We start from the raw sequence: 23918 nt of genomic DNA, 5'->3' as shown, positions 1-23918 counted from the left end.
CAGGGAGGAGAGTGAGCAAGCATGAATTTACAGGTCAGTATGGAGTATGCACATGGGGTGCTTATTGTACGATTATCTGGAGAGCTCGATCACCACACAGCAGATCTGGTACGTCTACAGATGGATGAGGCGATTGCAAGACAGAACAGCAAGCACCTGATTCTTAGCTTGAAAGACCTTGACTTTATGGATAGTTCAGGACTGGGTGTCATTCTTGGACGCTATAAGTTGATACATCATAAAGGTGGAAAAATGGTCATATCCGGAGCCAATCCTGCTGTATACCGTTTGCTTGAAATGTCAGGCTTGTTCAAAATTATGCCGGTGTTCGAAAACGAGGGAAGCGCCCTCTCGGATCTGGAGGTGGTCTCATGAGCAGTGAGCAGCTATCAAATTTTATGAATTTGCAGTTTGCAGCCAAGTCGGAGAATGAATCATTCGCCAGAGTCGCGGTAGCAGCCTTTATTTCTCAGCTGGATCCGACAATGGACGAGCTGAGCGATTTGAAAACGGTCGTATCCGAGGCCGTGACGAACAGCATCATTCATGGCTACAACAATGACTCTGCCGGGGTCGTAACCATTAAGGCAGAAATTATTGGAGATATGATTACGCTTGTCATTGAAGACCAGGGTCAGGGAATTGAGGACTTGGAGCTGGCGAAGCAGCCGCTGTACACTTCTAAGCCAGAGCTTGAGCGTTCAGGTATGGGATTCACCATAATGGAAAATTTCATGGATGAATGTGAAGTGGTGAGCGAGCCTGGGCGAGGTACTTCGATCATGATGAAGAAACGGATAGAATCCAAGAAAGCACTGTATAATTAGGGGTTGGACCTATGGAAGCAGAAGCGAAACAATCTTCACATACGTATCTGGAGGATGCGGAAGTCAAGCGTCTTATCGCTCTATCCCAAAGCGGAGACCAGGTGGCGCGTGACACGCTTGTCAATTGTAATATTCGTCTCGTATGGTCTGTCGTTCAGCGGTTTATGAACCGGGGATACGAGCCGGAGGATCTGTTTCAGATCGGCTGCATCGGGCTTCTCAAATCAGTAGATAAATTTGATCTGAGCTATGATGTCAAATTTTCGACTTATGCGGTTCCCATGATTATCGGCGAAATTCAGCGTTTCCTGCGTGATGATGGGACGCTGAAGGTCAGCCGATCCCTGAAAGAGACCGCCAATAAGGTTCGCAAGAAGAAGGATGAGCTCTCTAAATACTTAGACAGGCTGCCCACCATCAAGGAGGTTGCAGACGAGCTGGGGATTACCCCTGAGGAGGTTGTATTCGCTCAGGAAGCGAATAAGCCTCCAACTTCCATACACGAAACGGTATTTGAGAATGACGGGGACCCGATTACACTTATGGATCAGATTGCTGATGAATCTCAGGAGCGTTGGTTCGACAAGATGGCCCTTAATGAAGCGATCGGAAATCTGTCTGAGCGGGAGCGACTGATCGTATACCTCCGGTATTACAAGGATCAGACGCAATCTGAAGTAGCTGCCAGACTGGGCATATCGCAGGTTCAAGTGTCTAGACTGGAGAAAAAAATACTGCAGATTATCCGGGAACAAATCGCACAGTAAATATGAAGTGCATATAACAACGACTAACACATATAGGGAGTCTTTTCTCGTTAGAGAAAAGACTCTTTTTTTGTGGGTCAGCTCGATATCAATCCCAAGGAATAGAAAAGCGGAGGAGTCTCCATACTATGAATAATTTCACAGTATAAAGGGGTGAGGTTAGGATGACCGCACCATCCACTCCTATCATTTATGTAAGGCTGCACAGCCGGATCAAGATGAAGCTTGGCGTTACACTCAAGATCAGGCATGTGGCACATGTGCTCACAGATCCGCCTGGCTTGGAAGACAAAGTGCTGGAAGCGGAACTGATGCAGACGGAGAAAAAGGACGGGAGCCTGCTGCTTGTTGATGTGCTTCAGATTATTGGTCAAATACAGAAGACGGTGCCGGGAGCAACGATTGAAACATTGGGCAGCAGCCATACGCTTGTCGAGCTGATCCCTCATGATCGGCCGCCGTCCAAATCGCTGTTTATACTTGTATGGCTCCTGCTGTTCTTTGGCTCGGCGCTGACCATTATGAACTTTCACGCGGATGTAAACATGAAGGAAGTGCATATTCGAATCGTTGAGATGCTGACGGGGTATCGGGATGAGAATCCTTACTTGTTTCAGACGGCATACTCTATTGGTATCGGTTTTGGCATGGCTGTATTTTTTAATCATTTGTTCAAGAAAAAATGGAATGATGAGCCTACCCCGCTGGAGGTCGAGATGTACCTTTACCAGCAAAATGTGGATCAATATGCAGTGAATGAAGAGTACGAACGAATTAAAAAAGAGCGTGCTTCTTCGGGTCAGAAATAATGATGACGGTTCTGGATGGCTGCATACTCATTGTTCTGGGCATTGCAGCAGGAATTGCTGTGGGGAGCGGAGTCATTGCTCTCTTCATCGTACTGGACATGATCCCTCGCTTAGCCCAGCTTACACGTTCATATGACAAAGCATATGCCTATGAAGGAGCTATGATTGCCGGTTCATTCGTTGGAACAGTCGCTGACTTATGGAACTTGAAGGTTTACGGTCTTCCGATTATTTCGATATTCGTTGGCCTGCTGTGCGGTATATTTATCGGTTTGCTCGCAGCAGCTTTAACTGAGGTATTGAACGTCCTGCCCATATTAGCCAAGAGACTGGGTATGAAATCTTATTTATTTGGATTATTAATGGCCATGGTGTTCGGCAAAGTTGCCGGTTCATTATTTGATTGGTTTGTGTACACCAGATAACAGCTGAATGCATACAACAGAAGGAGGAGACATCAAACAAATGTCAGATGAATCGCAGCAAATGACCGAGGAAGAGAAGCAGCTCCAGGAAAAAAAGGAACAAGAAATGTCAGATTCCATTGTGGAGTCGATTGAGTACTGGCAGAATGAGGACGTCATTGATCCTGATTTTGACGTACTGCGAAAGACGCTCAAGTATGTCATGGGCTTTGGAGAAACTTTTGATGTCAATTTCCGCGAGATGACCTTCGGTGGACGTCATACCGGACTTTTGTTCATCACGGGACTTACCAAAGATACGATTTTGACTGAAATTTTAAAGAGACTGTCCTATGTGCCCGAGGATGAGATGACATCCGATGCCTTGGAAAAATACTTTGAATTCTACATTCCCCATATCCAGGTATCCAAGGTAACGAAGCTGAGCGAAGCGTTCATCCAGGCAATGAGCGGTATGAGCGTCTTCTTTGTGGAAGGCGAAACAACAGCACTGATCATTGATACCCGTAGTTATCCTTCACGCGGTCCTGAAGAACCATCATTAGAGCGAGTCGTCAGGGGAGCCAGAGACGGATTTACAGAAACGATGCTGACCAATGTGTCCCTTGTCCGCAGACGTCTGCATGATCCTGGATTTAAGCTGGAGCTGTTCCGTGTAGGGGAAAGAACCAAAACCGATGTGTGCCTTGCTTATATCGACGATATCGTGGACAAGGTCCAGGTTGAGACGATTCGCAAAAAGATCGAGACTATCGATATTGATGGTATTCCGCTTGCTGATAAGCAGCTGGAGGAGATCATCATTAATCGAGGCTGGCATCCGTATCCGCTGGTACGTTATTCCGAGCGTCCCGATTCGGTTGCTTCCCACTTGCTTGAGGGCAGGGTGGTCCTGTTCGTGGATACTTCTCCTAGTGTTATGATTATGCCTACAACCTTTTTTGATCTGTGTCAGCATGCCGAGGAGAACAGGCAGACCCCGTTCATGGGCTCCTATCTGCGAATTATAAGAATTATCGGGATACTAGCCTCGTTGTTCCTGCTGCCTCTATGGATGCTGTTCGTCATTGATCCGGGATTAAAACCGGAGGGTCTGGACTTTATTGGTCCTCAGGAAAATGTAAAGCTTCCGATCATTCTGCAATTTCTCATTGTGGAGTTCGGGATCGATTTAATGCGAATGGCCGCGGTGCATACACCAACGCCGCTTGCCTCGGCAATGGGGCTTGTTGCAGCTATATTAGTCGGAGATGTAGCGGTGAAGACAGGTTTGTTCGTTAATGAGGTCCTGCTGTATATGGCGGTAGCAGCGATCGGGATGTTCGCAACTCCAAGCTATGAACTTGGGCTCGCAAATCGTATGGTCAGACTTATTCTTCTGGCACTCGTCGCGATCTTTAAAGTGCCTGGTCTGGTGGTTGGGACCACTGCAATCATTATTGGTCTCACGCTGCATCGTTCATACAATTCGTCTTATCTATGGCCATTTATACCCTTTAATGCAAAGGGGCTGGCAGCAACGTTCGTTCGTTCTCCAGTGCTTACAGGCAAGAAGAGACCTTCGTTTAACAAGCCTAGAGACAATACCAAGATGCCTTAATGCTGTTAAGATATCAGGCTTATGCCAATCAATATAATACAAATGATCTGCCGAATAATCCATTTCTAACAAAATCAAGAGTCTGCTATACTGATGTAAAAGTTCGATGGAATCTTTTTTCATTCCAGGAAAAGTGGAGGACTAGCGAATATGTATTTACACGGTACTAGCAAAGTTAATGAATCAGGACATCTCGAAATTGGTGGATGCGATACAGTTCAGCTCAAAGAAGAATATGGGACTCCACTATATATCGTTGATGAAACACTTGTCCGCAAGCGGGCTAGAGAATATATGGACGCATTCAGAGCTTCAGGCCTGAAATTTCAGGTAGCTTATGCGAGCAAGGCGTTCAGCGTAACGGCGATGTGCGCACTGGCCGAGCAGGAAGGCCTGTCTCTGGACGTTGTCTCGGATGGAGAGCTCTATACAGCTCTGCAGGCTGGCTTCCCGACAGAACGCATTCACTTCCATGGGAACAACAAAACACCGAATGAAATTGAAATGGCGCTGGATGCCCGTATCGGCTGCTTTGTCGTGGATAATCTGATCGAGCTGCAGATGCTTCAAGCCATGGCTGGTGAGAGGAATCAACAGGTCAATATTTTGCTGCGGGTAACCCCGGGTGTTGAAGCTCATACGCATGAGTATATTTCCACGGGTCAAACCGACTCGAAATTCGGCTTTGATATCGGAAACGGAGCCGCCCTTGAAGCAATAGAACGGGCTGTGAAGCAGCCGAACCTGAAGCTCCTTGGACTCCACTCCCACATTGGTTCGCAGATCTTCGAAGTGGAAGGCTTCCAAATGGCTGTAGAGCGAGTGGCTGCTTTTGCCAAAGAAGTGAAGAGTAAACTGAATGTGGTGTTCCCGGTTGTCAATCTTGGCGGTGGTTTTGGTATCCGTTATTTCGAAGGAGATACACCCCTTCAGGTATCCCAGTATGTCAAGGCGATCACGGATGGAGTGAAGCTGCATTTTGCAGGGATTGCAGAAGAGCTTCCGGAAATATGGGTTGAGCCGGGCCGCAGCATGGTAGGGGAAGCCGGTACAACGTTGTATACGGTAGGTGCAATCAAGAACATCCCTGGTGTACGCAAGTATGTATCGGTGGATGGAGGTATGACAGATAACCCGCGTCCAGCACTCTACGATTCGAAATACGAAGCGATGCTGGCTAACCGCGCTAATGAAGCAACAGAAGAGACTGTCTCTATTGCAGGTAAGGCCTGCGAGAGCGGAGATATGCTGATCTGGGATTTAGACCTTCCTCAGGTGGAATCAGGTGATCTCCTCGCCGTTTCCTGTACAGGTGCTTACAACTATTCCATGGCCAGCAATTACAACCGGATCCGTCGCCCAGCCGTTGTCTTCGTACAGAACGGTGAAAGTGATCTCGTTGTCCGTCGTGAAAGTAATGAAGATATCGTGCGTAACGATATTATCCCGGCAAGAATGAGCAAACAGACCATTAACAGTTGACTTTATACGCACTCTCCTCAAGGCTGTGTCTAGAACGTCAGCTTGCGGGGAGTGTTTTTTAGTTCGAGGTGACTTGGTTCCTGGCTCATCAGCCTCCCGAATAATTGCAAATTGTGGTCAAAGTAGATACAATCAGATAGTGATGCTTGAATTAAGGACAAGGCTTATGTATGGATCATGGCCTGCCTTAGAAAATAGTTGAAGGAAGTGACGCACATGAAAAAAGGAATTATCGAACTTGAAAATGGCGGAACCGTAGAAATTCAATTCCTGCCGGAAGAAGCACCAAATACAGTAGCAAACTTTGAAAAACTGGCTAACAGCGGTTTTTACAACGGCCTTAGCTTTCACCGTGTAATTCCAGGCTTCGTAGCTCAAGGCGGATGCCCGGTTGGCAACGGTACTGGTGGTCCTGGATACTCCATCGACTGCGAAACTGCAACTAACACAACGAAGCATGAAAAAGGTGTTCTCTCCATGGCACATGCCGGCAAAAACACAGGCGGAAGCCAATTCTTTATCGTGTATGAGCCACAGCCGCATTTGGATGGAGTGCATACTGTGTTTGGTAAAGTGACCAAAGGTATGGAGTACATTGACGGCGTGAAGCAAGGCGACAAAATGAAGAGCGTATCTGTATTTGACGCTTAAGTTGAAGCCTCTGTAACGACATAGCAAGAGCAGATTACGACATCCCGCATTCTATATGCGGGATGTTTTTTTATGCCGAGTATCTCGACGAGAATTTATGTAACTGCATTCCACACAGGGAGAGTAAGTTTTTTAATCAAGTAAGCGTATTCTTATTATTGGATGAGAGCTCAGCTGTTGATTTTTCAGTATAGGAGTGCTACTATTTTTCTATTACTAATGTTTCATAAGCTGTAATCCTTCGGGGCAGGGTGAAATTCCCTACCGGCGGTGATGACTTGTCTTCAAGTCTTAGTCCGTGACCCGTGAGCTGGAAGCTAGCGGTGGATCTGGTGCAACTCCAGAACCGACAGTATAGTCTGGATGAGAGAAGGAGAATAGGTACATAACAGACGACTCTATTTGTTGGCGTACCCAGCAGGACTTCTGCCTGTGTGTCAGTAATGATACTCGTGGTTTATTTGCCTTACCTTTAAAGAGATATCCTTAAGGTAGCGGCAGTGTTCTGCTGTATTTTCTATTGAACTCTCTAGCCCCTAGTCTGGCAGTTTAGCCGGATAGGGGCTTTTTTAATTAATGTCTTTTGCTGAAAAGAGGTAAGCATGATGGAAATGATGAATGATGAATTCTACATGTCGCTTGCTCTGGATATGGCAGAAAGAGCGCAGGGACAGACGGGTATCAATCCTGTTGTAGGCTGTGTCGTCGTGAAGGATGGACGAATGGTTGGTCTTGGAGCCCATTTGAAAAGGGGCACAGGCCATGCCGAGGTTCATGCCTTGAACATGGCGGGCAGTGAGGCGGAGGGCAGCACTGTCTATGTTACCCTTGAGCCCTGCAGCCACTACGGAAAGACACCGCCATGCAGCGAAAGGCTGATCAGTGAGAAGGTCAAGAGGGTGGTTGTCGCTTGCGAGGACCCTAATCCGCAGGTGGCAGGCAAGGGGTTTGATATGCTCCGCAGACACGGTATTGAAGTCAAGGTCGGCGTGCTGAGAGATCGGGCCAGACGGCTCAATGAGAAGTTCATTAAATATATTACAACGGGCCTGCCCTTTGTAACGCTCAAGACGGCCTCAACGTTAGACGGAAAGATCGCAACCAAGAGTGGAGACAGCAAATGGATTTCTAACGAACAAGCAAGAGAGCATATTCATATGCTTAGGCATCGTCACCAAGGAATTATGGTCGGGGTAGAAACCGTCATCGCTGATAATCCCGAGTTAACGACCCGGTTATCTGTAGATGGAATTAGTCCCATTCGGATTGTCGTAGATTCAAAGCTGAGAATTCCAATAGATACAAAGCTTGTTCGTGACGGAAATGCCAAAACCGTGATTCTGACGACAGATGAAGCGGAGGCTGATCGTGAGAAGGATCTGGAAAGTTATGGCGTACAAGTGATCCGATGCGGTCCGGGACCGAGGGTTGATCTACTGAGAGCGATGAGCTTGTTAGGTGAAATGGAGATCGGTTCAATATTGCTTGAAGGCGGCGGCACCTTGAACGGCGCGATGCTGGAGGCCAAGCTGATCGATCGCTTGCTGATGTTCATTGCACCGAAAATCGTCGGAGGATATGAGACTCCAGGCAGCTTCCGATTTGAAGGCGTGGAGCGAATGAATGATGCAATTCAATTAAATAAACTCGAAGTCGAGACCGTTGGAGATAATATTTGTGTGACAGGTTTACCTGTGTGGCCGTAAGGCTGATAAGGAGTGGATGCCATGTTTACTGGGCTGATTGAAGAAGTTGGACGAATTCGCAGCGTTGGCCGTAAAGGGGAGGCCATGGTCCTTGGAATTAGTGCCAAGCGAATAATGGATGATCTGAAGATCGGAGACAGTGTAGCTGTCAACGGGGTATGCTTAACCGCCACCTCTATAGAATCTGGAGGCTTCCTGGCAGATGTGATGCCCGAAACGTTCCGTCATACGACCCTACGTCATTTGGGAAGCGGCAGTCCTGTTAATCTTGAGCGGGCCATGTCAGCCGGAGGCCGTTTTGGAGGGCATATTGTACAAGGCCATGTAGATGGAACGGGACAGATTACTGCGATAACCCGAGACCAGAATGCGGTCGTGTTCGAAATTTCGCCGGTGAACAGTGATGTATTCCGGTTTATTATTCCGAAAGGCTCCATCACGATTGAAGGCATCAGCTTGACGGTTGTCGACACGACAGCTTCCTCTTTTACGGTATCCATTATACCGCATACATTAGGGGAGACTGTGCTCGCTCATCGTAGTATTGGAGATATCGTTAATCTTGAGTGTGACATTCTCGGCAAATATGTGAATCATTTGCTGCAGTATGGACAAGGAGCCGGTCCAGCTTCTGGAACGAGTGAGAAGTCGAAATTAAGCTTCGAATTTTTAAGCTCACACGGTTTTAACTGATAGAAATGAAGCAGTAACAAGGAGGGGAATGACATGGATGAGGAATCCATTTTTCATACAATAGAAGCTGCACTTCAGGATCTGCAGCAAGGCAAAGTGGTCATTGTCGTTGATGATGAAGACCGTGAGAATGAGGGTGATTTTGTAGCTCTGGCGGATAAAGCCACTCCGGAAGTCATCAATTTTATGATTACTGAGGGAAGAGGACTTGTCTGTGTGCCGATTACGCACGAACGCGCAGAAGAGCTTGACCTGAAACCTATGGTTCAGCAAAATACGGATTTTCATGGCACAGCCTTCACGGTATCCGTTGATCATAAGCTTACGACGACAGGAATATCGGCACATGAACGTTCCATTACGGTCAAAGCGCTGATCGACTCGGAAGCCACTGGAGCGGATTTCAGAAAGCCTGGCCATATGTTTCCACTGATTGCTAAGAAGGGCGGAGTGCTCAGACGGGCTGGGCATACAGAGGCTGCTGTAGATCTTGCCAGAATGAGTGGATCCTATCCTGCGGGTGTGATCTGTGAGATCATTAAGGAAGACGGATCCATGGCCAGACTACCTGATCTGAAGGAAATTGCGAAGCAGCATGATCTGAAGCTGATCAGCATCAAGGACATGATTGCCTATCGTAACGCCAAGGAGAAGCTGGTTACTCGTGAGGTTTCGGTGAGAATGCCGACTGATTTTGGTGAGTTTCAGGCGATAGCCTATACGAATGAAGTGGATAACAAGGAGCATGTAGCTCTTGTCAAAGGCACACTTAATACGGATGAGCCGGTTCTGGTGCGTGTACATTCCGAGTGTTTGACCGGAGATGTGTTCCATTCTCATCGTTGTGACTGCGGACCACAGTTTGAAGCTGCCCTGCGTCAGATTCATGAGAATGGGAGCGGCGTGCTGCTATATATGCGTCAGGAGGGCCGAGGGATCGGGCTCATCAACAAGCTCAAGGCCTACAAGCTGCAGGAGCAGGGACTTGATACGGTGGATGCGAATCTGAAGCTGGGCTTCCCCGCTGATCTTCGAGATTACGGCATCGGCGCGCAAATTCTCAAAGACTTGGGAATTCGCAAGATTAACCTGCTGACGAACAACCCGCGAAAGATCAAAGGGTTAGAGGGATGCGGTCTCGAAGTTGTTTCAAGAGTGCCGATTCAAATCGCAGAAAATAAAGATAATTCTTCTTATCTGCATACCAAGCAGTCCAAGCTGGGGCATATGCTGAAGTTTGATGATATTGAGCAGAACGAGCAGGAATTCAAATCTTAAGTTAAATACTACTTATTATAAGAAGGGCAGATGAATAATAATGGCTAACTATTTTGAAGGTAATTTAGTCTCCGAAGGATTAAGATATGGCGTTGTGGTTGGACGCTTCAATGAATTTTTAACGAGCAAGCTGCTGTCCGCGTCTCTGGATGCGTTCAAACGTCATGGTGTGCAGGATGATGAGGTTGATGTAGCTTGGGTTCCAGGAGCGTTTGAGATTCCTTTGATTGCTCAAAAAATGGCCGAGAGCGGCAAATATGATGCGGTGATTACACTCGCCACTGTCATCCGCGGCTCTACAACGCATTATGATTATGTTTGTAATGAAATGGCCAAGGGGGTCGCTGCAATTAACCTGAAGACAGGCGTGCCGACCATATTTGGACTGGTTTCTACAGAAAATATTGAACAGGCGATTGAGCGCTCTGGAACAAAAGCAGGAAATAAAGGCTGGGACGCTGCCGTAGCAGCAATTGAGATGGCAAACTTGACGAAACAGCTAAAATAGTGCTTAGTTAATATAAAGCCCTGTACTCAGGCTTCTCTTAGCCGGGGCAGGGCTTTACGTATTTTGTAACATTAGCGGGAGGATGCGTCCATTGACGGTTGTGACTTATAAGCTTGAATCGTTTGAAGGCCCGCTGGACCTTCTATTACATTTGATTGACAAACATGAGATTGACATCCAGGATATACCGATCAGCCGAATAACGGATCAATATATGGATTATATTCACTCCATGCAGGAGCTGGAGCTTGATATTACAAGCGAATTTTTGGTGATGGCAGCTACTCTTCTTGCGATCAAGAGTAAAATATTGCTGCCCAAGCCTCCTGTGTTTCTTGAATTTGAAGACGATCATTTCATGGAGGAAGAGGATGAAGACCCTCGTGCCGAATTGGTTCAGAAGCTTATTGAATACCGAAAATTCAAGAGCATCGCGCGTCATCTGCATGAACGGGAATCGGTTCGTAGTCTTATTTTCTCTAAAGAGCCGGAGGATCTAACGCCTTATGTTCATCATGAACCGTCGAATCCGGTTGAAGGGCTGCATACAGCGGATTTGATTACAGCCTTTCAGAAGGCACTCAGCCGGGCTGCAAGAAATACGACGGTGGCTAGGATTCATCGTGATGAAATATCGGTAAAAGATCGGATCCGGGATGTAGCGGGGACGCTTGGACGTAAAGGGTATGGCAGTAAAATGCTGTTCTCCAAGCTACTGAATGAGGACATGTATCGCCAAGAGATTGTTGTTACTTTTTTGGCTATTTTGGAATTAATGAAAATGAAACAAATTGTATGTTACCAGGAACGATTGTTTGAAGATATCGTGATGGAGTGGAGAGGGGAAAAAGAAAGCGATGGACTTTCCGGCATTGAAGTCGATTATTGAGGGCTTGTTATTCTTATCGGGTGAAGAAGGACTAGGTGTCAAGCAGCTCTCCGAAATTGTCGATCAGCGTCCAGAAGTCGTAACTGATGCGCTTGAGGAACTGAAAAGGGAATATACCAAGCAGGGAAGAGGACTGCAGATATTAAAAATTGCAGGAAACTACCAGATGGGAACCTTGCCTGAGCATGCTGTTTATTTTGAGAAGCTTGCTTATTCCCCTTCCAGATCCTCACTCTCTCAAGCCGCACTTGAAACGTTATCCATTATTGCTTACCGGCAGCCGATAACGAGAGTGGAGATTGAAGAGATCCGCGGAGTTAAGGCAGAACGGGCACTTCATACTTTAACAAGCAAGGATTTGATTCAAGAGGTTGGACGAGCTGATGCCATCGGCCGCCCTATTTTATATGGCACAACGAAAGCCTTCCTCGATTATTTTGGTCTTGGCACGATTAAAGATTTGCCTGAGCCGGCTGTATTCGAAGATGCTGACCCGCTCGAAGAAGAGACACAGCTCTTGTTCGGCAAGCTGGGACAGAACATGTTTGAAGAAGAGCCTTCTGGTGAAGCTCTGGTTGACAATGAGCGTAATAAAGTGGAATAGTGGTAGAATCGATGTCCTTGAGAGGGCATCGTTTTTTTTATGTCCAAATGGTTCGCATGGTTTCCATAATTAAGAACATACTATTGAGGAGTTTTTAATTTTACATATATCAGGGGGAAGACTCGTGTGGATCTGGATTGGGGCAGGCATACTGTTCGTTATCATTCTACTTATTGTGCTCGTACTTGTATCAAGAATACATATCCATCTGGTTGTGAAGTCTGCAAATAATAAGCAGGAGGTTCATGTTCAGCTCAAAATGCTGTACGGAATTCTCCGAATGACCAAGGAAGTCCCCGAACAGAAGATTCAGGAGCTCAAAGCCAAGCTGCTTAAGAAGCTTGAGGGTGCCATGTCAGATCAGCTGAATGGCAGCAATGAGCAAAAAGAATCGGTATTGCCTGATGAGAAGCATGGGAAAAAGGGGATATGGCATCAGTTCTTAGCTTTGCTCAAGAGTGCTTATGCTCTGAAAATATGGGATACGGCTCCTTTTGCATCGATTCGAATCCTGCAGCTCAGATGGAATACTCGTATAGGGACAGAGGATGTTGTATTGACTTCTGTTGCTACAGGTATCTTGTGGGGGATCAAAAATACGCTTCTCGGCTGGTTGTCTCACAAGGTGAGGCTTCTGGAGATGCCGCAGCTTGATATATCGCCGAATTGGACAGAACAATGGGATCTGAAGACGGATTTTGAAATAAGAGCCTGTATTCGCTTTGCCAAAGCGATGAGGCTCAGCAATATGCTCACCAAGCGGTTAGCTGAAGCTCATGGAGGTATTATGGCCTGGCGCAGAGATTTAGAGGAAGAGGCTTAGTCATAGAAAATATTTTAATTTCCAGTCCGCTTTTTGCACATACTGCTCCTGTACCTTGGGAAACCTATAGTTGTCAAACCATTGTTAGAAGGAGGCAATTTATCATGTCGGATCATCCAATTCAAGGATTAATGAAAACAGCGATGGAAAACATCAAGGCGATGGTCGATGTTAACACCATCGTAGGTGATGCAGTTGAGACACCGGATGGCACTGTAATACTGCCAATCAGCCGTGTTGGATTTGGCTTTGCAGCAGGAGGAAGTGATTTTCATCTCGATGCTGAAGCGGAATCTAAGAGCAGCAACAGCAGTGGAAATTCCGCTTCCAAGGCTAACCCGTTCGGAGGCGGCAGCGGCGGAGGTGTATCGATCCGGCCTATCGCATTTCTTGTTGTCGGTAAGCAGGGCGTACACATTGTTCCTCTAGATAATCAAACTCATCTGTTTGAGAAGATCATTGATTCTGCACCTCAGGTCATCGATCAAATTCAGAGCATCTTCCAGAAGAACAATGCGGGTTCAGGAATGGCAGGATCTACAGCTCCAACTTACGAAGTGTAAAAGAAGATGAGTCCCTTCCGAGGCATACGCCTACAGGAGGGGACTTTTTGTTGGACATACTTCCGCCTGTCCATACATAGAATAGTACAAGTTGAATCGAAGGACCCGGAGGGAAGCAAATGAATCTGTTTAAAAAAATGACTATATTGCCTTTGGTATTCTCGTTATTTACCTTACCATTTACAGCTCATGCTGACCATAAACCTGGTCATGTTGAAGCTCCTATGCTCAGTACTCATGCACAGACAGCCGCTCTCATTGATGTAACCTCAGGCCGAATCCTTTACAGCAAAGATGGAGAGAAGGAGATGCGAATTGCCAGTTTGACCAAAATCATGACCGCAATCGTGGCGATTGAGCAAGGGGATTTGAAGAGTACGGTTACAGTTAGTAAAAATGCAGCCGGCAAAGAAGGCTCGTCGCTGTACTTGAAACTAGGAGAAAAGATGACGCTTGAGAATATGCTCTTTGGCTTGATGCTTCGATCAGGCAACGATGCCGCAACGGCCATCGCAGAGCATATTGGAGGTTCAGAGGAAGGCTTTGTATATCTGATGAATAAGAAGGCTGACGAGATCGGACTTGTACATAGCCAGTTTAGAAATCCGCATGGGCTGGATGATGAAGGCCATTATTCAACGGCTGAGGATATGGCCAAGCTGACTGCTTATGCACTGCATAACGTGGATTTTAAGCGGATTGTAGCAACACCGGAACACAAAGCCCCTAATCCCGAAGAATCCTGGGACTATGATTGGCACAATAAAAATAAAATGCTTCGATTGTATGAAGGTGCAGATGGAGTGAAGACCGGATATACCAAAAAGGCTTTGCGCTGTCTCGTAAGCTCTGCAACACGCAATGGACAGCAGCTGGTCGCTGTTACATTAAATGATGGTAATGATTGGAATGATCATGCGAGTATGCTGGATTACGGCTTTGAGCATTATCCACTGAACGAACTGGCAGCCAAGGGACAATCCATTCAGCAGTACGAGTATATTACAGGGAATGCGTTCAAATATCCACTGCTGGCAGGAGAGACCGGTGAGGTTCGAACCAAGCTGGTGCTCTACAATCAGCGGTCGGAATCAGAGTCTCGGAGTGAAACGGCAGACGCCAATTTTGGCCTGAAGGGCCGAATTGAATTTTCATTGAATGGTGTGAAGATCGGTGAGGTTCCGGTCTATGAAAAAGGCAGCTTTATTCCAAAGGACAAAGCAGCAGAAACTATTGCGCTTCCTTATGATCAGTTAAAAGAGAATTCCCTGTTCGGCTCTCTAAAGAGAGTGCTTGACCAGCTCTTTAATTAGAAGGAGCAAGTGATCGAAGTGGGAGGGATCGCCGATGATTAACCTGATTTGGCTTGCCATGATCGTTATCGGATTTGTATTTGCCGCAGCGAAGGGGAATATTGAGCTTGTCACCCAGGCGGCTTTTGATGGGGCAGCGACGGGGGTTACCGTATGCTTCGGATTGATCAGCGTTCTCGTATTCTGGATGGGGATGACGAAGATCGCGGAGGACTCCGGTCTGCTGAGTAAAGTAGCGAAGCTTCTAGGTCCCATTGTATCTTATCTGTTCCCGGATGTGCCGAAGCAGCATCCGGCAATGGGATATATCTTATCCAATATGAGCGCTAACCTGTTTGGACTCGGAAACGCAGCGACACCCATGGGGATTAAAGCGATGCAGCAGCTTCAGGAGCTGAATCCGGACAAAACGACAGCCAGTCCGGCCATGTGTACCTTACTGGCTCTGAATACAGCAAGTATCACCATTATTCCGACCACCCTGATTGCGATTCGTCTGAACTATCATTCGGCTAATCCCGCTGAAATTGTAGGCACGACACTGATGGCGACAGCAATTGCTACATTTGCGGCTATCGCAGCAGATCGATATTTCCGAAGCAGAACACCGACACCTAAGGCACCATCACCTCCAAAAAACCGCCTCAATAAGCCGATCATTGAATCATCCTCGAAAGGGTGAGCTTACATGTTGTCCTTTATTAATCTCATTTCGACATGGGCGATACCTGTCATGATTGCCTTCATTCCTGTATATGCCTATTTCCGAAAAGTGCCAGTATACGAATCATTTGTCGATGGGGCAAAGGAAGGCTTCGGCACGGCGATATCGATCATTCCAAGCTTGGTCGCTATGATGGTAGCCATCAGTGTATTTCGGGCATCAGGCGCACTGGATTTTTTTATAGGGCTCATAGCACCTCTGTTTCAGTGGATGGGTGTTCCTCCCGAGGTGCTTCCGCTGGGCATACTTAGACCGTTAACAGGGACCGGCTCCCTTGCTTTTACGACAGACCTGATTCAAACGCATGGCCCTGACTCTATGATTGGCCGTATTGCTTCCACCATCCAAGGCAGTACGGACACGACACTTTATGTATTAACCGTATATTTTGGAGCCGTTGGAATACGGAATGGCAGATATGCCCTAAAGGTAGGATTGTTCTCCGATATTGTTGGATTTGTGGCTGCCATCACGATTTGTCTGCTCGTATTTGGATAATTGCTGCTTAATAAATGGCCTTCTGAATACCTCTCATACAACGGATGAGAGATTCAGGGGCTATTTTCCTGTCCTTGACCTTGTTATTTCTCTGTCTGATGGGTATCATTAATCCCTGAGGTGACTTATTTAAAATGGAGAGATTACAAAAAATTATCGCACAGGCGGGAATTGCTTCCAGACGCAAGAGCGAAGAGCTCATACTGTCCGGCAAAGTAGAAGTGAATGGAGAAGTTGTGACTGAGCTGGGTACGAAGGCAAATCCCGATGAAGATATCATTACGGTGAACGGCAAGCCGATTCGAAGTGAGAAGAAGATATACCTGATCATGAATAAACCCAAAGGTGTCATCACAAGTGCTTCTGATCCTGAGGGGAGAAAGATTGTTTCGGATTATCTTAAGGGAATCAAGGAGCGCGTCTACCCTGTAGGCCGACTTGATTACGATACAGAAGGGCTTCTACTGCTTACAAACGATGGTGAGTTTGCTCATTTGCTGACACATCCGAAGCACCATGTGCCGAAGACCTATCTGGCGACGGTTAAGGGAGTACCGCACGGTACATCGCTGGACAAGCTCCGTGATGGAATTATGCTTGAGGACGGGATGACTTCTCCGGCTGAAGTGGAGTACAAGGATGTAGATACGGAGAAGAACGAGGCTGTTATTCAAATTACGATTCATGAAGGAAGAAACCGTCAGGTTAGACGGATGTTTGAAGCGATCAATCATCCCGTGACTAGACTGAAGCGGATCTCCTTCGGAGGGCTGCTGCTGCAGAATTTGAAGCGGGGCTTATATCGTCACCTGACAGCAGAGGAGATCAATAATCTTCTTCAGGCGGCCAAATCCGATCCTTCCAAGAAGAAATCACGCAGATAACAACAAAATAGCAGCCACATAGATAACGACGAGAAAGAACTAAAGTGCAGATAACTTGATGCTTTAGTTCTTTTTTTGTGTTCATTCCACTCTAATCATTTCAAGACACATAATTTTCAAAAAACAGACGCAGATTTGTGACAATTTTCGTTATAATTAGGCTAGAAGTTGAATTGGACAAGATTGTCATAAAAGGAGAGTATTTACGATGGGGAGATCAAAGAGAACCGTTCAGGTTGTTATTTTGATATTCATTGTCATTTTAGGTGCTTATGCAATATTCTCTTCTACAGCCAAATCGGATGGCAAGCCTGTTGTAGGGGATTCGGTTCCTGATTTCGAACTGTTGGGCATAGATGAAGCGGTTCACAAGCTGGATCAATTCGAAGGTCAGCCGATGGTCATTAATTTCTGGGGAACCTGGTGTGAGCCCTGTGTTGATGAGATGCCGGCACTGCAGGAGCAGTGGGAGAAATGGAAAGAGCAGGGAGTTGCCTTTATCGGTATCAATGTAGGTGAAGATAAGATGACGGTTAACAATTTTGTGCGTCAGGTTGGGGTTGATTTTCCGATTATGTACGATGAGAAAAAGATCGCGACAAGCCGTTTTGCTGTGGGTCCAATGCCCTCCACTTTCTTTGTTTCCAAGGATGGAAAGATCTCCGAAATATTTGAAGGTCAGCTGAATTTAGACACGCTCGAGTATCATATCCAGCAACTGGTGAATTCAAACTGAGCAAACAGGGGGATTTGAGACATCATGATCCAAAATACAAAATGTGAATGCGGCCATCAGAATCCAGTAGGAACAGTGCTCTGTGAAGCATGCGGCAAGCCTCAGCACCAGGAGGATCTTGAGTCGAGAGAACCGCTGGAAATGCGGTATGACGGGATAGCCAGACGTTCACAGAAGAGCGATCCGACTATCATTGATCTCGTCTGGAATTTCTTCTCCTCCGTCAAAGTAGCTATCTATCTGATTGTAATCACTTTGCTCGGAGCCATGCTGGGGACTATTTATCCGCAGGAAAATGCGTTTATCAATATGGACCCTTCCGTGTATTACAAAGAGACATACGGAACACTCGGGCATATTTATTATTCACTTGGCTTGTCTCATACATACGAATCCTGGTGGTTTATTCTGCTGCTGGTTATGATCGGAGCTTCATTAGTTATATGCAGCTTAGATCGGGTACTACCGCTATACAAGGCATTGAGCAAACAGCGTATTCCGAAGCATATTCAATTCTTAACCAGGCAGAGGGTTACATACCAAACTGCGTTTCCAGATGAGGAAGCAGAAGAATGGATTAAGAAAGCGGTTGCGCCGCTCAAAAAGAAAGGCTATCGAGTAAAAACAGACGGCTCTGCATTGCTTGCTGAGAAATATCGATTTAGCCGCTGGGGACCTTACGTCATTCATATTGGTCTGATCATCTTCCTGCTGGCTGTTCTTGCCAGAGGACTGCCTGGACTGCATATGGACGAGCATATTTCGTTTCCGCAAGGGGAGATCAAGAACATTCCTGATACCACTCTATATCTTGAGAACATTGATTTTAGAGTGGAGTATTACTCGGAGGAAGAAACACCAGAGGAGTTCAGGAATCTTGGCAGGATTGTTCCTAAGCTGTTTGAGACGGAAGCTAAATTGTACGAGTGCACTGCGGATTGTACGGATCCATCCAGGACGCCTCAGCTTCAAGAGGTCACGCATCACTTTATAAGAGTTAACGACCCGCTGGATTATGAGGGCTTAAAGGCTTATCAATATGACTTTGACCTTACGCCGATCCTTCGCTCCGTATCTCCTGAGGTCATCGATCTTGACACTGGAATTTCCTACGGAAAGATTCAATTGGATATGCAGAATCCGGAGCAGCATTTTGAGGCAGGTCCTTATTCACTAACACTGAAAGAGAAGTACATGGATTTTGGACTGAATGATGAAGGAGTACCCGTCTCTAAGTCACCGAATCCGAACGCGCCGGCCTTTTTATTCGCCATTACCGGTCCTGACCTTCCGGAAGAAGGGATACAGTATTTATATTTTCCACTCGAAATTGATAAGGAGCGCTTCCAGCAAGATGTGATTAACGAACGTCTTAACGGTGGCAGTATGCCCCTTGAGCTGAATGTGGATGGAATGGAAAATGTGGATATTATCGAATCGACCTCATATTTGAATATACGAATTGATAAGGCGATGCCGTTTGTATGGGTCGGAGCTTCCATTGTGATGCTTGGTCTGGTTCTCGGATTCTACTGGCAGCATCGGAGAGTATGGATTCGAATAGATAACGGAACTCTCGTGCTGGGTGCACATACGAACAAGAACTGGTTTGGTTTAAGGCGTGAGGTAGCGGATGTGCTACAGCAGCTAGATATTATCGTTGACGAAAAACTCTTGGATAACGGAGGAAACAAAGCGTGAATAACTTACTCGATCTTAGCAGCAATGCGTTTCTGATCTCATTTTTCTTATATTGTGCTGCGTTTATTGTATATGCGATTGCCATTATGGGCCGTAAATTCAGCAACCGGGATCCAATCGTCCATGTGAAAAAATGGGGTAAAATTGGACTGATTACGACCTCGATTGCACTCGTGGCCCAACTGATCTACTTCTTTACACGTTGGGTTGGTGCGGGGCATATTCCCGTGAGTAATATGTATGAGTTTATGTCCTTCTTGTCAATGATGGTCATCATCGCTTTTATTGTCTTGTTTGCGATATACAAAACACCGCTTCTGGGACTGTTTGCACTTCCGATTACCATTATCTTAATGGCCTATGCAGCCGTATTTCCACAGGAGGTTCAGCCGCTTGTTCCTTCCTTGCAGTCGATTTGGCTTAATATTCATGTTACTCTAGCGGCGCTTGGAGAGTCCTTTTTCGCCGTTGGATTTGCGGCAGGTCTTATGTATCTATTGCGGACCGTTAAATTTGACAGTTCTGCGAAATCTGATAAGAAACAGCAAGGATGGGTTGAATTCACGCTGATTGTTATTATTATTGTAATAGGCTTTATCGGTACCGTGTTTGCATTTCGGGCTAGTGGATATGAGGCGGTCTTCACGCAGCAGGAAGTGGCTGACGTTGACACTGGGGGGACCGATAATAGTACAATAGAAAAAGTAATTTATCATATGCCGCCGATTGTGGCACCATACAATAGTGAAACCGAGAGCTACACATCATTCCTTGGAATGAAGGAACCTTTATTTGAAGCTCCTTCCTGGATGAATGGTGTTAATGCAGGACGCAAGCTTAATACAGTGATATGGTCAGTTGTTTCTGGTCTTGTTTTATATGGATTGCTGCGACTTATCGTTCGCAAACCTCTAGGACGAGCGATCAGTCCTCATTTGAAAGATATTGATCCGGATGATCTGGATGAGATTAGTTACCGTGCTATTGCGATTGGCTTCCCGATCTTTACGCTCGGAGCACTCATATTCGCTATGATATGGGCTGAGATCGCATGGGGACGTTTCTGGGGATGGGACCCTAAAGAAGTCTGGGCTTTGATTACATGGCTGTATTATAGTGCTTATCTGCATCTGCGTCTGTCAAAAGGGTGGCAGGGAAGAAATTCAGCGTGGCTTGCAGTGATCGGATTTTTAATTGTGATGTTTACATTAGTTGGCGTGAATTTAATTATCTCAGGTCTCCACTCCTATGCAGGAACAGAATAATACAATCACCGTCATTTTATATATTGTACATTCAACTAGCGCATACTACGGAGACTGGATTTTGGGAAAGTGGGGCGAATCTTGCTAATGGCAGAACATGAGAACCGAATATTGGTCGTCGATGACGAAGAAAGAATTAGAAGATTGTTAAAGATGTATTTGGAGAAGGAAGGCTATGAGATCGACGAAGCTGAGGATGGAGAAACGGCGCTACATAAAGCGACATCTGAAGATTATGGTTTGATTCTGCTTGATGTTATGCTGCCTGGTATCGACGGAATTGAAGTGTGTACCCGGCTGCGGCAAGCCAAGTCAACTCCGGTACTTATGCTGACAGCAAAGGGTGAAGAGATTAACAGAGTCCAAGGATTTGAAGTCGGAGCAGACGATTATGTGGTCAAGCCCTTCAGTCCACGGGAAGTGATATACAGAGTCAAGGCGATTCTTCGCCGTTCATCTGAAACAGCTTATCTATCCAAGGAGAACAACTCGAGCAATAACATCGTGTTTCCACACCTTCTGATTGAGCATGATGCCCACCGGGTTACAGCGAACGGCGAAGAGATCAGCTTAACACCCAAAGAATATGAGCTGCTTCACTATTTGGCCATTTCTCCGGACAAGGTATTCTCACGTGAGGACCTCTTGAAGGATGTTTGGAATTATGAATTTTTCGGAGATCTTCGTACCGTAGATACTCATGTTAAACGTCTGCGCGAAAAATTAAATCGCGTCTCTCCTGAAGCGGCTTCCATGATCACAACGGTGTGGGGCGTTGGCTATAAATTGGAGGTTCCGAAATAAGTGAACTTTTGGAAATCACTCGTTGGAAAGCTATGGTATACGATTATTTTGCTCGTCGCCTGTGTCCTAATGACATTAGGGGTGTTCCTGCTCCCTTATATCGACATTAATTTTTCGGCGGATGAATCCGGTGAGATCAAAAGAATGTTTGTGCTTGTGTGTATCATTGGGTTTAGCTTGACAACGTTCTTTGCGCTGTTTCTATTCACCAAAATTACGCAGCCTATGCAGCAGCTTATTCAAGCCACGAATGATATCCGCAAAGGCAACTATGGGACAAGACTGTCTCTTGTAACGAGTGACGAAATCGGTGAGCTTGCGAGTACATTTAATCATATGGCTGATGAGCTGGAGGATACGATCCGGAATCTGAATCATGAGAAGGAGCGTGTGGCAAGTGTCCTTCGGAGTATGACCGATGCCGTCGTATCCTTCGATGGAGAAGGAAGGCTGATCTCGACCAATCCTCCTGGAGCAAAAGTGATGTCGGTATGGCAGGGTATTGACTGGACTGAGGCAGATGAGAAATTTGCCTCCCAGGTTCATCCTTTTTCGAACATTCAGGATGTTCCTCCACCGCTCAGACCTTTATTTTATTCCGTAGTTACTGAAGGTCAGGACCAGAGTGCTGAGGTTCATGTGAAGCAGAGTGTATGGTCAATCCAAATGGCGCCTCTGCACGTCGAGCAGGGTAGCAGAGGTGCTGTGGCGGTGCTTCGTGATGTGACAGAAGAAGCCCATTTGGAAAAAATGCGGAGTGATTTTATTGCAAACATTTCGCATGAAATTCGAACTCCCCTTTCCATGATTCAGGGATACAGCGAGGCTCTGCTGGACGGTATGGCAGCCTCCCCCAAGGAAAGTGAAGAGCTGTTACAGGTTATACATGATGAATCGCTGCGGATGGGCAGATTGGTTAAGGACTTACTGGATTTAGCTCGTATGGAAGCTGGACATACAGATATTAACTTGCAAAAAATTGATTTGAATCAAATGCTGGAGAGAGTGTATCGGAAGTTCAGCGTAGCGGCCAAGGAACAAGGACTAATCTTAGACTATACTCATCCGGATGAGAGCCTTGTCCTGGAAGCGGCAGATGAAGACAAGCTGGAGCAAGTATTCACGAATCTGCTTGATAATGCATTTAGACACACACCATCCGATAAAAGGATTCAAATTATGGCGAAACAGATGAATGCAAGCTTTATCGAAATTCGAATTAAGGATGAAGGTAAAGGCATTCCACGTGATGATCTTCCCTTTATCTTTGAACGCTTCTACAAAGCAGACAAAGCGAGAGTGCGGGATGTAGGCAGAGGTACGGGTCTCGGGCTGGCGATCGTAAAGCATATTGTTGATGCACATCAAGGAACGATTGAGGTCGACAGCATCCCTGGGGAAGGTACAGAGTTCCGACTTCTTCTTCCTGTGAAGGCAGTTCTGCATCATAAAGCTTAGATCATTAGGTCATTTATATTCGAAATATAGTACATGCATCGTATGAAGCACCCTTATAGGGTGCTTTTTTTGTTGAACAATAGAGATTAATCTTGTTTATCGTGGAACATTTTTGATTTTGCCGAATATATTCAGAGCAGTATGTGTAGGTAAGTGTTGGAGAAATACGTCATAGAAATGAAGTAAGGAGGTTGTGAATAATGTCAAAGAAACGCAAACGAGTCAGTATTCGGTCACTTCTGGGAAGAGGCCCTGATGGCGACGCTTCTAATGACCGTTTTGTCGGGATTTCGATGCGGCTGGATGAATTAGAGCGTTACAGTCAGCTCTTGACCGCTTTACAAAAAACAGCTCCGGCTGCCATATCACAGTCGATTATATTGAACATATCTGCTCTTCAGCGAACTTTGCGGGATCTACTGCAATTTGTCAACAATTCTTCATTTCCTGGCGTCGTAAAGGCACAATTACAGTCTATTCTGGAGCTCACCATTGCCAGTTCAGAGGTAACGCCTTTCGTTAAATTGAACACCATCATTAATTTACAAGACCTGTTGGATGACTTGTTAGAAATTACTTTGCTGCTGCTCATCCTACCTGAAGAGAAGGACCGATTGGTTGGTATTATAAGAGCTACGGGAGTAGCACTGACCACAGCTTCTGAAGGCTTAGGCGGCGGTGGCCAAGGAGCTGCCGGACCACCTGGACCCCAAGGACCACCAGGGCCGCCGGGTGTTCCCGGACCAGCAGGCTCACAAGGTATTCCGGGACCGGCTGGTCCTGCAGGGCCTCCAGGCTTAACTGAGACGGTTGATTTTAATCCAGTGGATTCTGGTGCTTATGAGCCCGGTCAAATTGTAACTTTTGAAGGAAGCTCATATATTGTAAACACAGCGAACCCAGCAGGTAT

25 protein-coding genes, 1 pseudogene and 1 riboswitch are annotated in these 23918 nt (G+C 46.2%); all 26 genes and pseudogenes read left to right on the top strand.

From position 1 onward, the window contains the following. Positions 1-21 precede the first annotated feature (21 nt). Complete coding sequence (gene spoIIAA / locus PUW25_RS17185; RefSeq protein WP_047911086.1) at positions 22-375, top strand: anti-sigma F factor antagonist; 354 nt, start codon at positions 22-24, stop codon at positions 373-375. Next, positions 372-827 (top strand): anti-sigma F factor, encoded by a 456-nt coding sequence (gene spoIIAB / locus PUW25_RS17180; protein ID WP_047911087.1) that lies wholly within the window; start codon positions 372-374, stop codon positions 825-827. Before spoIIAA ends, spoIIAB begins: the two co-directional genes overlap by 4 nt. Before the next feature lie 11 nt (positions 828-838). After that, the gene (gene sigF, locus PUW25_RS17175; RefSeq protein ID WP_047911088.1) at positions 839-1594 is read left to right on the top strand and encodes an RNA polymerase sporulation sigma factor SigF; all 756 of its coding nucleotides are present in this window, start codon (positions 839-841) and stop codon (positions 1592-1594) included. A gap of 164 nt (positions 1595-1758) precedes the next feature. Next, positions 1759-2403, top strand: a complete 645-nt coding sequence (locus tag PUW25_RS17170; RefSeq protein WP_047911089.1) for a stage V sporulation protein AA — start codon at positions 1759-1761, stop codon at positions 2401-2403. A 2-nt stretch (positions 2404-2405) separates the two neighbouring features. After that, a complete protein-coding gene (locus tag PUW25_RS17165; RefSeq protein WP_047911250.1) occupies positions 2406-2828 on the top strand; it encodes a stage V sporulation protein AB in 423 nt (140 codons plus the stop codon). Between the two features lie 40 nt (positions 2829-2868). After that, positions 2869-4428, top strand: a complete 1560-nt coding sequence (locus tag PUW25_RS17160) for a spore germination protein (RefSeq protein ID WP_274337325.1) — start codon at positions 2869-2871, stop codon at positions 4426-4428. 150 nt (positions 4429-4578) lie between these two features. Then, complete coding sequence (lysA, locus tag PUW25_RS17155) at positions 4579-5910, top strand: diaminopimelate decarboxylase (protein WP_274337324.1); 1332 nt, start codon at positions 4579-4581, stop codon at positions 5908-5910. A 216-nt stretch (positions 5911-6126) separates the two neighbouring features. Continuing rightward, a complete protein-coding gene (locus tag PUW25_RS17150; protein ID WP_047911091.1) occupies positions 6127-6561 on the top strand; it encodes a peptidylprolyl isomerase in 435 nt (144 codons plus the stop codon). A gap of 233 nt (positions 6562-6794) precedes the next feature. After that, a riboswitch (FMN riboswitch) is annotated at positions 6795-6940 on the top strand. A gap of 226 nt (positions 6941-7166) precedes the next feature. Then, complete coding sequence (gene ribD, locus PUW25_RS17145; protein ID WP_047911092.1) at positions 7167-8267, top strand: bifunctional diaminohydroxyphosphoribosylaminopyrimidine deaminase/5-amino-6-(5-phosphoribosylamino)uracil reductase RibD; 1101 nt, start codon at positions 7167-7169, stop codon at positions 8265-8267. 21 nt (positions 8268-8288) lie between these two features. Continuing rightward, on the top strand, positions 8289-8960 hold the full coding sequence (gene ribE, locus PUW25_RS17140; protein WP_205052722.1) for a riboflavin synthase: 672 nt from the start codon (positions 8289-8291) through the stop codon (positions 8958-8960). 33 nt (positions 8961-8993) lie between these two features. After that, entirely contained in the window at positions 8994-10238 is a 1245-nt protein-coding gene (locus PUW25_RS17135; protein ID WP_274337323.1) for a bifunctional 3,4-dihydroxy-2-butanone-4-phosphate synthase/GTP cyclohydrolase II, read from the top strand. Between the two features lie 40 nt (positions 10239-10278). Then, positions 10279-10746, top strand: coding sequence for a 6,7-dimethyl-8-ribityllumazine synthase (gene ribH / locus PUW25_RS17130; RefSeq protein WP_047911095.1), 468 nt, complete (start codon positions 10279-10281; stop codon positions 10744-10746). Between the two features lie 91 nt (positions 10747-10837). Beyond that, positions 10838-11635: a segregation and condensation protein A gene (locus PUW25_RS17125; RefSeq protein ID WP_256702822.1), complete on the top strand. Its 798-nt coding sequence runs from the start codon at positions 10838-10840 to the stop codon at positions 11633-11635. Further along, on the top strand, positions 11604-12239 hold the full coding sequence (gene scpB, locus PUW25_RS17120; protein ID WP_274337322.1) for an SMC-Scp complex subunit ScpB: 636 nt from the start codon (positions 11604-11606) through the stop codon (positions 12237-12239). Before PUW25_RS17125 ends, scpB begins: the two co-directional genes overlap by 32 nt. A gap of 124 nt (positions 12240-12363) precedes the next feature. After that, the gene (locus tag PUW25_RS17115; protein WP_274337321.1) at positions 12364-13062 is read left to right on the top strand and encodes a DUF2953 domain-containing protein; all 699 of its coding nucleotides are present in this window, start codon (positions 12364-12366) and stop codon (positions 13060-13062) included. Positions 13063-13166: 104 nt separating this feature from the next. After that, on the top strand, positions 13167-13625 hold the full coding sequence (gene ytfJ / locus PUW25_RS17110; RefSeq protein WP_205052726.1) for a GerW family sporulation protein: 459 nt from the start codon (positions 13167-13169) through the stop codon (positions 13623-13625). 119 nt (positions 13626-13744) lie between these two features. Next, positions 13745-14938, top strand: coding sequence for a D-alanyl-D-alanine carboxypeptidase family protein (locus PUW25_RS17105; RefSeq protein ID WP_274337320.1), 1194 nt, complete (start codon positions 13745-13747; stop codon positions 14936-14938). Between the two features lie 34 nt (positions 14939-14972). Beyond that, entirely contained in the window at positions 14973-15620 is a 648-nt protein-coding gene (locus tag PUW25_RS17100) for a nucleoside recognition domain-containing protein (protein WP_274337319.1), read from the top strand. A 6-nt stretch (positions 15621-15626) separates the two neighbouring features. After that, positions 15627-16160 (top strand): spore maturation protein, encoded by a 534-nt coding sequence (locus PUW25_RS17095; RefSeq protein WP_047911102.1) that lies wholly within the window; start codon positions 15627-15629, stop codon positions 16158-16160. Positions 16161-16294: 134 nt separating this feature from the next. After that, entirely contained in the window at positions 16295-17044 is a 750-nt protein-coding gene (locus PUW25_RS17090; RefSeq protein WP_047911103.1) for a pseudouridine synthase, read from the top strand. 208 nt (positions 17045-17252) lie between these two features. Then, positions 17253-17780: a redoxin domain-containing protein gene (locus PUW25_RS17085; protein ID WP_047911104.1), complete on the top strand. Its 528-nt coding sequence runs from the start codon at positions 17253-17255 to the stop codon at positions 17778-17780. Between the two features lie 24 nt (positions 17781-17804). Beyond that, entirely contained in the window at positions 17805-19481 is a 1677-nt protein-coding gene (resB, locus tag PUW25_RS17080) for a cytochrome c biogenesis protein ResB (RefSeq protein WP_047911105.1), read from the top strand. Then, the gene (ccsA, locus tag PUW25_RS17075) at positions 19478-20746 is read left to right on the top strand and encodes a cytochrome c biogenesis protein CcsA (protein WP_047911106.1); all 1269 of its coding nucleotides are present in this window, start codon (positions 19478-19480) and stop codon (positions 20744-20746) included. The genes resB and ccsA overlap by 4 nt, the downstream gene beginning before the upstream one ends. 87 nt (positions 20747-20833) lie before the next feature. Further along, positions 20834-21550 carry a response regulator transcription factor gene (locus PUW25_RS17070; protein WP_076312917.1) on the top strand — a complete coding sequence of 239 codons (717 nt, stop codon included), beginning with the start codon at positions 20834-20836 and terminating at the stop codon, positions 21548-21550. Next, the gene (locus PUW25_RS17065; RefSeq protein ID WP_047911108.1) at positions 21551-23008 is read left to right on the top strand and encodes an ATP-binding protein; all 1458 of its coding nucleotides are present in this window, start codon (positions 21551-21553) and stop codon (positions 23006-23008) included. Between the two features lie 200 nt (positions 23009-23208). Next, positions 23209-23652, top strand: a pseudogene (locus tag PUW25_RS17060) (collagen-like repeat preface domain-containing protein); the annotation flags it as partial. Positions 23653-23918 lie beyond the last annotated feature (266 nt).

The sequence above is a fragment of the Paenibacillus urinalis genome (genome assembly GCF_028747985.1).
Classification (GTDB): domain Bacteria; phylum Bacillota; class Bacilli; order Paenibacillales; family Paenibacillaceae; genus Paenibacillus; species Paenibacillus urinalis.
This window is presented reverse-complemented; position numbering and strand designations above follow the sequence as displayed.